Source organism: Rugosibacter aromaticivorans (assembly GCF_000934545.1).
GTDB lineage: Bacteria > Pseudomonadota > Gammaproteobacteria > Burkholderiales > Rhodocyclaceae > Rugosibacter > Rugosibacter aromaticivorans.
The window spans coordinates 2616247-2629456 of sequence record NZ_CP010554.1; the positions used below are offsets into that span (position 1 = coordinate 2616247).

The 13210-nt window shown below is 53.3% G+C and carries 12 protein-coding genes; 2 read left to right on the plus strand and 10 right to left on the minus strand.

Translation table 11 applies throughout. The features are described 5' to 3' along the window. Positions 1-16 precede the first annotated feature (16 nt). From PG1C_RS12995 to PG1C_RS13015, 5 genes are read right to left on the minus strand one after another with little or no spacing between them, the layout of a single operon-like run. Positions 17-2188: a type IV pilus secretin PilQ gene (locus PG1C_RS12995; protein WP_202635160.1), complete on the minus strand. Its 2172-nt coding sequence runs from the start codon at positions 2186-2188 to the stop codon at positions 17-19. Further along, positions 2188-2706, minus strand: coding sequence for a pilus assembly protein PilP (locus tag PG1C_RS13000; RefSeq protein WP_202635161.1), 519 nt, complete (start codon positions 2704-2706; stop codon positions 2188-2190). Before PG1C_RS13000 ends, PG1C_RS12995 begins: the two co-directional genes overlap by 1 nt. Next, positions 2706-3440, minus strand: coding sequence for a type IV pilus inner membrane component PilO (locus tag PG1C_RS13005; RefSeq protein ID WP_202635162.1), 735 nt, complete (start codon positions 3438-3440; stop codon positions 2706-2708). The genes PG1C_RS13000 and PG1C_RS13005 overlap by 1 nt, the downstream gene beginning before the upstream one ends. Next, entirely contained in the window at positions 3437-4021 is a 585-nt protein-coding gene (locus tag PG1C_RS13010) for a PilN domain-containing protein (RefSeq protein ID WP_202635163.1), read from the minus strand. The genes PG1C_RS13005 and PG1C_RS13010 overlap by 4 nt, the downstream gene beginning before the upstream one ends. Then, a complete protein-coding gene (locus tag PG1C_RS13015; RefSeq protein ID WP_202635164.1) occupies positions 4018-5109 on the minus strand; it encodes a pilus assembly protein PilM in 1092 nt (363 codons plus the stop codon). Before PG1C_RS13015 ends, PG1C_RS13010 begins: the two co-directional genes overlap by 4 nt. Before the next feature lie 124 nt (positions 5110-5233). Between PG1C_RS13015 and PG1C_RS13020 the strand changes: the two genes are divergently transcribed. Further along, on the plus strand, positions 5234-7639 hold the full coding sequence (locus PG1C_RS13020; protein WP_237218194.1) for a penicillin-binding protein 1A: 2406 nt from the start codon (positions 5234-5236) through the stop codon (positions 7637-7639). A gap of 25 nt (positions 7640-7664) precedes the next feature. Here the strand turns inward: PG1C_RS13020 and cyaY are convergent, their stop codons facing one another. Further along, positions 7665-7991 (minus strand): iron donor protein CyaY, encoded by a 327-nt coding sequence (cyaY, locus tag PG1C_RS13025; protein ID WP_202635165.1) that lies wholly within the window; start codon positions 7989-7991, stop codon positions 7665-7667. A 298-nt stretch (positions 7992-8289) separates the two neighbouring features. On the opposite strand from cyaY, the gene lysA reads away from it, so the two are divergent. Continuing rightward, positions 8290-9630: a diaminopimelate decarboxylase gene (gene lysA / locus PG1C_RS13030; protein ID WP_202635166.1), complete on the plus strand. Its 1341-nt coding sequence runs from the start codon at positions 8290-8292 to the stop codon at positions 9628-9630. A 9-nt stretch (positions 9631-9639) separates the two neighbouring features. Here lysA and hslU read toward each other — a convergent pair whose 3' ends face one another. Genes hslU through PG1C_RS13050 form a run of 4 tightly spaced genes read right to left on the minus strand, consistent with a single transcriptional unit; the run spans position 9640 to position 13206 of the window. Beyond that, complete coding sequence (gene hslU, locus PG1C_RS13035; RefSeq protein ID WP_202635167.1) at positions 9640-10977, minus strand: ATP-dependent protease ATPase subunit HslU; 1338 nt, start codon at positions 10975-10977, stop codon at positions 9640-9642. Between the two features lie 12 nt (positions 10978-10989). Further along, positions 10990-11526 carry an ATP-dependent protease subunit HslV gene (gene hslV / locus PG1C_RS13040; protein WP_202635168.1) on the minus strand — a complete coding sequence of 179 codons (537 nt, stop codon included), beginning with the start codon at positions 11524-11526 and terminating at the stop codon, positions 10990-10992. Between the two features lie 28 nt (positions 11527-11554). Continuing rightward, on the minus strand, positions 11555-12316 hold the full coding sequence (locus tag PG1C_RS13045) for a metal ABC transporter permease (RefSeq protein ID WP_202635169.1): 762 nt from the start codon (positions 12314-12316) through the stop codon (positions 11555-11557). After that, complete coding sequence (locus PG1C_RS13050; protein WP_202635170.1) at positions 12313-13206, minus strand: metal ABC transporter substrate-binding protein; 894 nt, start codon at positions 13204-13206, stop codon at positions 12313-12315. The genes PG1C_RS13045 and PG1C_RS13050 overlap by 4 nt, the downstream gene beginning before the upstream one ends. Positions 13207-13210: the final 4 nt, after the last annotated feature.

The following is a 13210-nucleotide window of genomic DNA, read 5'->3' on the forward strand; positions in this document are numbered from 1 at the left end:
ACTGCCTTGGTACAAGCTATCGTTGCGCTAACGAATCCGTCACGATGCGCGGGGTAACAAATATCAACAACTCAGAACGGTTTTGCTGGCGGGTTTTAGCTTTGAACAGAAAACCCACATAAGGCAAATCACCCAGTACCGGCACACGCTCTTCCGAGCTGATGTCATTATCACGGGCAAACCCACCAATCACCACCGTGCCACCATTTTCGACGATCACATTGGTATTCAATGTGTTGGTATCCAGGCTACCCGTCGTGACATTGGTGATGGTGCTTTTCTCAATCTTCAATTCCATGCTTATCTTATTGTCAGGCGTAATCGACGGGGTCACCTCTAAAGTCAGTGGCGCGGAATAGGTCTGATAAATAGGTAAACCCGTTTGGGCATTAACACCCACTAATAAGGTTACCTGCTGCGTGTTGTTAATTTTGGCGCTCTTGCGGTTTTGCGTCACCACGCGTGGTGCGGAAACTGTTTTGTTTTTATCATCTGCCTCTGCTGCCAGCAGCTCTAGGGAAAGCAGCCGGGTGGCGGCATTATTGAACAACATCAGATTGATAGCCGTAGTGCCATTGGCGGTGAAATTCGTGCCGAACCCCTGCGTTGTGGTACGGATTAGCGAGGGCGTTGCGGGTGCACCAAACGCATTGACATTGCTGAACCCTCCGCTGTCTGCTATACCCAGTGAAGCCTTAGCACCACCGCCAAGCGAAGTCACCGCGTTGCCAAAATACTTTAAGCGTACCCCTAAAGCGTTTGAAAAGCCCGTTGATGCCTCCACAATGCGGGCCTCAATCATTACTTGCTTGGGAGGGACATCCACATTACGAATAACCTCTCGAACTGCCTCAACAACCGTTGCTATATCACGGATAAACAACTTTTGGGTCAAGTCATGCGTTGCCATACTGCCGCGTGGTGAAAGCATTCCACCGCTATTAACTTTCTTTGGTGCAGAAGGATCAGCACTGTTCGGGGTAGGTGTACCACCTGCCTGGGTAACATTTGCCTGAATCAACGCTGCTAGATCTGCTGGTTTGACATAATTCAATGTAAAGGTCTCAGACACCAGCGGAGCCGTATCCGCCGCCCGAGCCTCTTCATCAGCCATATCCTGATCCCGCTTTTGCAGCGCTGCCCTGTCGCCAAACACAATGACGTCGTTGCGTACCCGCATCGCCGCATTGACTTGTGTCATGATTATTTCAAGCGCTTGATCATACGGCAGGTTATCGAGATTAGCCGTCACACGACGACCATTAAGTGATGGATCGATCAGCACATTTTTACCGGATATTTCAGCAAGCGTCCGAAGAACCATGGCAGCATCCGCATCAAAAAAATTGATGGATACTTTTTTCCCCTGCTGTCCAGTTTGCACCAGCTTGTTGGCTTCATCTGCTGGAATCGGCTTGATTTCAATGGTGAGTTGATTGTTGCTCACATGTGCTTGATGAAACCAGCGGCCTCGAGCTGCTATTTCTATACGGGTGAGATCACCCACCGCTCGCGAACTGAGGGTCGTCACAGGTGTCGCAAAATCATTGACATCGCGGCGATTTTGAAGTCGCTCAGGCAATTCCACGCCACGCAACTCCACGGATAGTCCATTACCTGACCGACGTATATCAACTGGCACAGAGCCGTCGGTCAAATCTATCAAGATCACCGCCTCGCCTTCACTGCCTCGGCGAAATACCACATCACGGACTGCTGCATTATTTACTGCGGCAGCTTCCAGCTTCGGTGCTGCAGGTTGATAAATGCTGGGAGTCACTTCTTGTCCCGCCGCCACGGTTTGGGTCTGTAACTTAATAAACAAAGCATCGCCAACAATCTCTGTCGAAAATTTGGTTGGTCGATAAAGATTTAAAACTAACCGCGTCAACTTTTCGGTTTGCACCAAATTCAGACTCTTCAGGTCTCCCGCCACGACCTTCTGATTAGTCTGCCCCGACTGGTTTTCAGTTTCAGGAAAATCAAAAACCACACGCGGTGGCTCAACCACACTCCAGTTTCCCGGTAAAGACTTCAGCGGAGAAGACATTTTTACCTTAAGCAAAACCTGATCACCTTCATGACGCACCTGTATCTGCTTGATCGCATTTTCAAATGCTGCGGCAGCCCCGCACAAACCAAACCAGGAGCTCGCCAAGATCAACGCGAGAAGATGTGTTTTTTTCATTAAGAACCCCCTTCTTTGAGTACGGAAAGCGTTTTTTCTTGCTCGATCCATACGCCGTTAATATCTCGAACAGTTTCCCGCACCGTGACGCCATCCTTGGTAATCGCTACAATTTTTCCAAAATTCTGGCCCATGTACTCCCCCACAAGAACATTTTTCGGCTTATTCGGGGGAGGCGTCTGAATCAGGGCATACGGCTTCGATCCAGATAAAATCACGCCGACCACTTTTAAGTCTTCCAGCGGAAAACTTTCCAGCGGCTGAAGCGGACGGTTTCGATCAGGTGCTGTCTTATCGATTGTTGCATCGATAGTAACAATCTTGCCAGCAACAAAAGGGGAGAGCATGGCTTCCGCCTCATAAGCCACCGGAGGAAAAGGTTTAATTTCTGGCAAACGCGATACTCTACCGTGCATATCTTTCGTCTGCTCCTGCATCCATTCCTTGATATCCTGGTGTTCTTCAGAAGTGCAGCCCAACAAAAAAAGGCAACCTGAAAGAATTAAAAGAAGTCTCATTAGTTCGCCCCTTTGTTCGCTTTTTTCTTCTTGGCTAACTCTTCCTCATCGAGATAACGGAAGGTTTTTGCAGTCGTTTTAAAAACGAGCACACCCTCTTTTGGCCCAGTGGTCAGGTTAATATCATTCAGCGTCACTATGCGCGGCAACTTGGCAATATCACCGGTAAACGCGCCAATATCATGATAACCACCGATTAGGTTCAAGGTAATGGGGACTTCCGCATAAAAATCCTTGATTGTCTCCCCCCCCGGCTTGAACAGCTCGACGGACAATCCCCGGCCTTGCGCCGCCTTATTGATATCGACCAGCAAATCACCCATCTCGGATCGGTTAGGCAGTTGTTTTAACAATGTCCCGAAAGATCGATCAATCTCAGCCAACTGACGCCGATACTCATCAAGATTTACCGACTGATTTTTTTTAGTAAGCCAATCTTCCCTTAGGCTAGCCTCTTGAACTTTTTGGGTATCCAACTCTTCTAGTTGTCCACTCCAGCCAAACCACCACGCCGCACCAACAATGACTAAAAAAAATCCTAGCAGGGTCACGACACGCGGGGCCAGCGGCCAGAGGCCGGGATCTTTCGGATCAATGGTCTTGAAGTCCTCGGCTAATTGATGAAAATCAATTAACGGCCCTTTGGGTTTAGGTTTAGCAAGCACAGTCGCGGATAAACCTTCTGATGGCGCATGCCCTGACTTGGCCTTCTTGTCAGCAAAAGGAAGCTTCATTTTTTAGCTCCCCGAGGCGGGGCAGCATCGGTATCTGCTAATTGTCGCGTTATGAATGTATTCACACTAAACGCATTCAATCGGCGGTTGCCTACTAGTTCAGCTTTAGTTTCGATCAGCGTTGAATTTTCCAGCAACGGCGACTCGTCAAGATTATTCATAAGCGTAGTGATTCGCGCATTCGATTGCGCCACCCCAGTGAGGGCAATTTTCTGTTCCGTTTGCGTCAGGGTACGCAGATAAATACCTTCTGGCACCCGCTTGGCGAGCTCGTTAAAGAGGTGCACCATTTCTGTTCGGTTGGCTTGGAGTGCTTCAATCACTCGCTTGCGCGCCAGTAGGGAGTCTGTTTGGCTTTTAAGTTTTTTTATTTCCGCAATGTCTTTGTCCAGCGTAGAAATTTCAGTTTTGAGAAACTGGTTCTTGTCATTTTGTATGTCAATTTGTCGGCTGATAATACTAAAACCAAGAAACCAAATGACACCGGCTAACAGAGCAGTTAGCGCCATCAAGCCATAAAACTGCTGGCGCCTTGCGCGGCGAGCTTCCTCGCGGTGGGGAAGTAGATTTATTTTGATCATTGGTCAAACTTCCTCAGGGCGAGACCGCAAGCTACGAGCAATGAAGGCGCATCCATCGCTAATTGCTTGGCGCGAATGCGCGGCGATATTGCCATACCGGCAAACGGATCAGCCAGTAAGGTATTGACGCTCGTTTGTTGCCTGACACTCTCGACCACCCCAGGAACCAGAACTGAGCCGCCAGCCAGAACGATGTGATGAACCTCATTATGCGGGGTTGAGGTGAAAAAAAACTGCAGCGCACGTGCAATTTCTTGAGCCATGCTCGCAACAAACGGATGGAGTATTTCTGCTGCGTAATTTTCGGGGGGCGCTCCCGAACACTTCATTCTCTCAGCTTCTTCGGGACTCAATCCATAAGTGCGAATGATGTCATCGGTCAGTTGCGCACCACCAAACGCCTGCTCACGTACATACAACTGCTGTTCGTCTTGCATGATGTTGACTTTCGTCACTGCTGCCCCAACGTCAATCAGAGCAATGATTTGTCCTTGCCCATTTTGCGGAAGCTGTTTTAGCACCAACTCATATGCCGCCTGAATGGCATAAGCCTCGATATCAATCACGACAGGCTTTAATCCTGCCATTTCGGCCACAGCGACTCGATCTTCGACTCGTTCCTTACGCGACGCAGCGAGTAGCACCTCTACGTCGTCTGGGTTAGCGGGCGATGGGCCGATAATCTGAAAATCCAGATTGACCTCCTCAAGCGCAAAAGGCAGATATTGATTGGCCTCAGACTCTACCTGAATCTCCATTTCCTGCTCACGCAGGTTGGCTGGGAGCGTGATTTTTTTGGTAATGACGGCAGCAGTTGGTAATGCTAAAGCCACATTTCGCGTTTTAGTTCCCAGCTTACTCCAACAGCGTTTAAGCGCCTCCGCCACTGCCTCTAACGCTGCCATATTGCCATCGACCACGGCATCTCTCGGCACGGGCTCGGTGACATAGCGCTCTACACGGGGGACTCCCTTACCGGCATCCACCAGCTCGACCATTCTGATCAACGTTGAGCCAATATCCACACCAATCAAAGGACGCAGCTTCGGATTGAAAATAGTTTTCAGCGAAGAGAGATCTATCTGCAACACTTTTCCTTTAAAAATAAAGCCCTAAGAGGAATACGCATAATCCACTTTAAATCCTAACAGCAACCATATTGCCTGTAAAGCAAAATATCATCGTGCCCGGCAGCGTTCAGCATTTCCGCGCATGACTATAATGCACAATGTCAAACCTTTTGCGTATTGCCGTATTCGTATCTATATTTTGTCACTCCTCTCCTCTCTCTCACTTAACCGCTGGGCACTGCGCATCCCGCTACTGATCGTCGGCGCTCTGCTTGGTGCAGCTGCCTTGATCGGCATTGTGCTCATTCTTGCCTACCCCCAGCTTCCTTCGCTCGAGGTGGTGACTGACTACCGGCCCAAAATACCACTTCGCATTTATTCGAGCGATGGCTATTTGATTGGCGAGTTCGGTGAAGAACGGCGCGACTTTGTCCTCATTGACGCTGTACCCACTGTCATGAAACAGGCGATTCTCGCTGCCGAAGATGAACGCTTTTACAAGCACCCTGGCGTCGATACAATGGGTGTGTTGCGTGCGGCTTTTGCCAATTTAGTGAGTGGCGGCAAGCAGCAAGGAGCTTCCACACTCACCATGCAAGTGGCGCGCAACTTTTTTCTTTCCAGTGAAAAAACGCTGACTCGAAAGCTGTATGAAGCGCTCTTGGCGATCAAGATAGAGCATAGTTTGACCAAGGATGAAATTTTCCAGCTTTATATCAACCAGATCTATCTAGGACAACGCGCCTACGGATTCTCATCTGCAGCACAAATTTATTTTGGCAAGCCATTAAAAGACATCACCGTGGCTGAAGCAGCCATGTTGGGCGGCTTGCCCAAAGCGCCTTCGTCATACAACCCAGTGGCTAACCCCAAGCGCGCTCAATTACGGCAGCACTACGTATTGCGCCGTATGTTTGAGCTCGGCTTCATTAATGCCGCGCAATTAAAAGAAGCCCAAGAAGAGGTATTAAAGGTAAAGCGCAATCCCAATGAATTTGGCCTGCATGCCGACTACGTAGCCGAAATGGCACGCCAGATTACGGCTGAACGATTCCCTGGCGATATTTACAGCCGTGGCTACCGGGTCATCACCACAATCACCCGCAATGACCAACAAGCAGCCTATCGCAGTCTGCGTAAAAATGTTCTTGACTACGACAGGCGCCATGGCTATCGAGGTGCCGAAACGTATGTTGACATGACTTCCCTTGCTTCCGGTCAAGATGACGCATTGGAAGACCTGCTCAATGATTTCGTCAGCAACGACGATCTGCTTCCGGCACTCGTTCTAGCCGCCTCATCACAAAACGTTCGCGCTATCCTGCGTAGCGGTGAAGTTGTGAACATTCATGATGATGGCCTGAAATTTGCCGCCCACATGCTGGACGACAAAGCCCCGTCAAATAAACGCATACGGCGTGGCGCAGTCATTCGCGTACAAAAAACCGACAAAGGCTGGCAGATACTTCAGCTGCCCGATGTGCAAGCCGCTTTCGTGGCGGCAAGCCCCGTTGATGGCGCTATCCGCGCACTGGTTGGTGGCTTTGACTTCAACCAAAGCAAATTCAACCACGTCACCCAGGCTTGGCGTCAGCCTGGCTCGAGCTTCAAACCCTTTATTTACTCTGCTTCTCTGGAAAAGGGCTATACCCCGGCCTCCGTGTTACCTGACGAGCCCATTTCCTTCTCCGCCGACGAAACGGGCTCTCAAGTATGGGAGCCCAAAAATTATGATGGCAAATATGAAGGCCCGATGACACTACGTACCGCATTGGCGAAATCCAAAAACATGGTGTCTATTCGGCTGCTGCGCGCCATTGGCGCCCGCTACGCACAAGACTACATCACGCGCTTTGGCTTTGATGCTGAAAAACACCCACCCTACCTCACCATGGCATTGGGAGCCGGTATGGTCACGCCATGGCAGCAACTTGTTGCTTATTCCGTGTTTGCCAATGGGGGCTATCGCATTGCTCCTTACATCGTGCGCCAGATTCTTGATGGCAAAGGCAACGTTCTGGCCAACACGCAACCATCAATCGCCGGTGACGAATCACTCCGTGTGATTGATGCACGTAATGCCTGGCTCATGGATAGCATGATGCACGACGTGGTTCGTCGAGGCACGGCAACGCGTGCCGCACAAGTCTTAAAGCGTAGCGATCTTGCTGGTAAAACCGGCACAACCAACGACTATATCGATGCATGGTTCTGCGGCTATCAACCCACCGTCGTCGGTATTGCCTGGGTAGGGTTCGACGCACCACGACGACTCGGTAACGGAGAAACTGGCGGATCTGCCGCTTTACCCATATGGATCGGTTACATGGAGCAAGCGCTCAAGGGCGTACCTGAAAGCTGGCCGGAAGTACCTGAAGGTATGCTCTCGGTCATCGCTAGCGACCCTTCCGGCCATGTAACAACCGAAATGGTATACCGTGAGCATCTGCCGCCAGCCCCAGAGGAAGATCCGCCAACGGAAGCCCAACAGCTCCCCGCGCCGGTGGAAGTAGTCAAGCCCAAAGCGGTGGCGAAACCTCCCCAGTAAAAACGGCAGGTGCAGCCAAAAATGGCTAAAAATCTATCTTGCCCCCCGTTTGTTCTGACAAGACGCGCGCAACAGCTACCCATAATGCCTCACCATCGCGAGTGGCTAACCAGCAGCCATTTTGTGGCCGGAAGTGGTAGCCGCCCGATTTTGCCGCTAACCAAATTTCACGTGCTGCCGTGTGCCGATTAATAATAATTTTCGACCCATTTTCACATGCAATCTCAAGCACGCCACCTGGTTTGGTCTCAACATCAAAATCTGCTGTGCCACGCTCACTCGCCCCTTCAAGAGCCGCTTCGAGGCGCGTTAACTCCTGATCTGCCAACTGTATAAATTCCTGTTCATCCATCGCGTGTTACCATCCTTTATCCGTTTTTAACCCTCTTAGCTATGCGTACTCTGTTGGCCCTTTTTATGCTGCCCCTGCTGACCGCTTGCGGCACCAAGACGCCCCTTAAGCTCCCACCCACGACGACTGCGCTGATGACATCTGCCGCCGTCGCCATTTCCCACGAAAACTTGCTTCGCGCCGTATTACCAGCGCGCCCCGAAGGTGCCGCGAAGCCAATCCCCTTGTGGGAAAATACCCTTGGGGGGCCGGCTTTTCTTCATGGCAATCATAACAACAATGCAGCAGCATCTTCACAATGCATTTGACCACCTCGTATCCCGATGGTCTCTATATCGAGGGCATCGCGCTCACTGATATTGCCACCCGCTTTGGCACCCCTTGCTACGTCTACTCACGCGCTGCACTCGCCGCTGCGTATAGCGGATACCGGAATGCGCTGGACGCACAGGGTTTTGGCAACCGCGCGCTGATCTGCTACGCCGTCAAAGCCAACGCCAGCCTGGCCATTCTGAATCTCTTTGCAAACCTTGGGGCAGGCTTCGACATCGTCTCCGGCGGCGAGCTGGCGCGCGTACTCGCGGCGGGTGGCAAAGCTGAGAAAATCGTCTTTTCCGGCGTCGGCAAATCGCGTGCGGAAATGCGCGCTGCGCTCGCCGCTGGCATTCACTGCTTCAATGTCGAATCGGCGAGCGAGCTGACTCAGCTCAATGCCGTTGCCGGCGAACTGGGCACCTGCGCACCGATCTCCTTGCGCGTGAATCCCAACGTTGACCCGAAAACGCATCCGTATATTTCCACGGGCCTGAAAGACGCGAAATTCGGCATCGCGATGGATGCCGCATTCGCCCTCTACCAGCACGCGGCATCACTGCCGCATCTTGCGGTGAAAGGTATCGACTGCCACATCGGCTCACAACTGCTTGACCCGGCCCCCGCAGCCGAAGCCATGGATAAGGTGCTCGCTCTTGCAGATCAACTCGCAGTGGCGCACATCCCTCTGACACATATTGATGTCGGCGGGGGTATGGGGATTCAATACCAACCGGACAAACCGGCGCCCACGGTAGCCGACTATCTGGCTCCAATCCTGGCAAAACTTTCTGACCGGCATGAGCAACTGGTTCTGGAACCTGGCCGCTCGCTGGTCGGCAATGCTGGCTTGCTGCTTACTCAGGTCATGGTATTAAAACCGGGCGAAGAAAAAAACTTTGCCATTGTTGATGCAGCAATGAACGACCTCATGCGACCAGCGCTTTACGATGCCTTCCATGAGATTGTAAAAGTCGGCGCTGGCGACACGCCGCAAAGCTTTGAATCTGACCGCAGGGAATGCAGAGCCGTCTCTGGAAAGCCCTCTTGGAGAACGGCGAAGCATGACGAGCAATGTTGGGAAATCGTCGGCCCGGTATGCGAATCAGGTGATTTTCTCGGCCATGACCGAGCACTGGCCCTTGCCGAAGGCGACCTGCTCGCGATTCTCTCCGCCGGCGCCTATGGCATGGCGATGGCATCCAACTACAATACCCGGCCGCGCGCTGCCGAAGTGATGGTCGACGGCGACCAGGTGCATCTGATCCGCCGCCGCGAAGAAGTGGCCGAGCTTTTTGCGCTGGAGTCTGTGTTGCCTGCGGGCTAAAGCACCGGGCTACAGCACATACCGCGCCAGATCCTCACTTTGCGCCAGTTCGCCTAGTCGCGCGTCGACATAGGCTGCGTTGATACTGATCGTCGCGGCGCCCGGCTTGCCCGCATCGAACGAAACATCCTCAAGCAGTTTTTCCATCACCGTGTATAAGCGGCGCGCGCCGATGTTCTCGGTTTTTTCATTCACCTGAAATGCAATCTCGGCCAGCCGCTGGATACCATCGGCAGCAAATTCCAGTTGCACGCCCTCGGTTGCCAGCAGTGCCTGATACTGGCGTGTCAGGCAAGCATCGGTCTGCACCAGGATGCGTTGAAAATCATCCACTGAAAGCGAATCCAGCTCGACACGAATCGGAAACCGCCCTTGCAGTTCGGGGATCAGATCGGATGGCTTCGCCAAATGAAACGCGCCGCTGGCGATGAATAAAATGTGATCGGTCTTGATCATGCCGTACTTGGTAGACACCGTCGTGCCTTCAACCAGCGGCAACAGATCGCGCTGCACACCCTGGCGCGAGACATCGGCGCCTTGTGCTTCCGAGCGGGTTGCAATCTTGTCGATTTCGTCGAGGAAGACAATCCCATTTTGTTCGACATTTCGCAATGCCTCGATTTTCACTTCATCATCGTTGATGAAATGGGCAGCCTCTTCATCAGACAGCGCCTTGAGCGCCTCGCGAATCTTCATCTTGCGCGCCTGTTTCTTGCTGCTGCCAAGATTTTGAAACATGCCCTGAATCTGCTGTGTCAAATCCTCCATCCCCGGTGGCGCAAAAATTTCCATGCTCGCCGCTGGCTGAGCGACGTTGATTTCGATCTCTTTATCATCCAGGTCACCCTCGCGCAGCTTCTTCCTGAATTTCTGGCGCGTGCTCCCCGACTCGTGCGACCCTTCACTCGCCGGCTCACCAGCCCCGACTCTTGCGGCCGGTAACAAAATGTCTAGCACACGCTCTTCGGCCGCATCCTTCGCACGATCGTGTACAGCGCGCATAGCCACTTCGCGCGCATGCTTGATGGCGGTTTCTGCCAGATCGCGGATGATGGTATCCACATCGCGGCCGACGTAACCCACTTCAGTAAATTTGGTCGCCTCGATCTTGATGAAGGGTGCGTTCGCCAGTCGCGCTAGCCGCCGCGCAATCTCGGTTTTGCCCACGCCCGTGGGCCCGATCATCAAAATGTTCTTGGGCGTGATTTCAGTCCGCAAGGGCTCACTCACCTGTGCCCGCCGCCAGCGGTTGCGTAGAGCGATAGCCACGGCGCGTTTGGCGCGCGCTTGCCCTACGATGTGTTTATCGAGTTCGGAAACAATTTCAGCAGGAGTCATTATGGACATGAAAATTCGTACTCAATCCAGTGTTTCGATCAAATGATTCTGGTTGGTGTAGATACAGATATCACCGGCAATCGCCAGCGATTTTTTGACAATGTCAGCAGGGACCAGTTGCGTATTCTCAAGCAGCGCACGCGCAGCAGACTGCGCATAAGCGCCGCCGCTGCCGATGGCGACAATGCCCAATTCCGGCTCCAGCACATCGCCATTGCCGGTGATGACCAGTGAATGCTCCCGATCAGCAATCGCCAGCATGGCCTCCAGCCGCCGCAGCATGCGATCAGTGCGCCAGTCCTTGGCCAGCTCGACGGCCGCACGCAACAGCTTGCCCTGATGTTTTTCCAGCTTGGCTTCGAAGCGCTCGAATAAAGTAAAAGCATCCGCCGTGCCGCCCGCAAAACCCGCCAGTATCTGGTCGCTGTAAAGCCGCCGTATCTTGCGCGCCGTAGCTTTGATGACGATATTACCCAGCGTCACCTGACCATCGCCGCCGAGTGCGACCTGATTGCCGCGCCGCACGGAAAGAATGGTGGTTCCGTGATATTGCTCCATAAATATTGCTCCAGTTATCAGTAGTAGTTTACCGGACTTGGCGATGCCTCAGCCCTGTCATCGCCAGAACGCACAAAACGCAGGCAATCGCCGCGCCGGAAGGCAAATCCCACCACGCGGAAGCGGCAAGGCCCAGTCCATAACCCAGCGCTCCGATGAGATACGCAAAGCGTAAGCCCTTCCACCCGGCGCATCCGCGGCTGGCGATGGCTGGCGCGATCAAGCTGGTGAACACCAGAAACACACCCACCAGTTGCACGGAGAACGTCACCGTCAACGCAAACAGCAGATAAAAACCGCCATCGCCGAAGCGCTGACGCAGTACAAACCAGAACACGAGAATGGCCGCATAGATTGCCGCCGGTAGCGCAAGTTGCGACCAATTTACCCAGAGAATCTGCCCGGTCAACAGGTCTTTGAGGTGCTCGCCGCCGTGCGGATTATGTGCCAATAACAAAATGCCCGCCGATGCCGCGAAGACAAAGAGCAGGCCGATCAACGCCTCTTGTATCTCAGGCCAGCGTTTGCCGCTCCACGTCAGCAGCATGGCGCCAGCGCAGGCGGCGACGGCGGCGGTAAGCTGCGTTGCGGGGTCAGTGCCTGTTTCGCTGTGGCTCCACTCCAGCAATTGCGCCAGCATCACGCCAAGCCCTGCGACTTGCGCAATGGCAAGGTCAATGAAAATAATGCCTCGCTTTAACACCTCTCGACCCAGCGGTACATGCGCGGCCAACACCAGCAGCCCCGCTGCAAACGGGGCTGCCAGCAAACTCCAGTCGAACCCGTTCATTTGTTTGCCTCCAGCAATCTCGCAATAGTGTCATCGAAAAGACTGAACAAATCCTTGGCCTGATCGCTACCGCCTACCGTGAAAGGCAGCACGACGGCTGGTACGTGCGCATGCTCGCTGAACCACTCGGTGGGACGCGGCGAATTCCACGCCGCGCGAATCACCCTACGCGGTTTTTTGGTTTCGACGTCGGTCATGACCTGAGCAAGATAGGACACCGAAGGTTCGACGCCGGGTTTGGGCTCCAGCGTACCGACCTCGACGATACCCAACCAGTCATAGAGGTAGGGGAAGGCTTTGTGCTGCGTCACGACATGCATTCCGCGCAGTGATGCGGCACTGGTTTCCCATTTCGCTATCGCTATTTTCCAGCGCTCGGAAAAATTCTTGAAATTGGCCTGATAGTCGCCTGCATTGGCCGTATCGAGCTGTGCCATGCGGGCGGAGAGTGCTTCGCCGATTTTCAGGAAATTGCGCGGGTCGGTCTGGATATGCGGATTGCCACCCGCATGCACATCGCCATCGGCACGATCAAGACGCGTCGGTACTTCGAGCATGCGCACAGCACGCGCCGCTTCGAAATTGCCGGGCTGGCCGGGCTGCACATGGGGATTGCCTGAATCGCGCAATACCACGGGCAGCCAGCCCACCTCCAGCTCCGCGCCTGTGGCCACCACCAGATCCGCATTGCGCGCGTGTGCGATCAATGAGGGCTTGGCTTCGACACGGTGCGGGTCTTGCAAGCCGCCCGTCGCGATAAACACATCGACATGTTTGCCGCCGATTTCCTTGGCCAGCGCGCCCCATTCGGGAACCGTGGCGAACACCTTGAGGTCAGCGTGGGCAGCCAGCGATAGCAGGCTGAGTAATACGAAAATAAGTCGTTTCATTTTT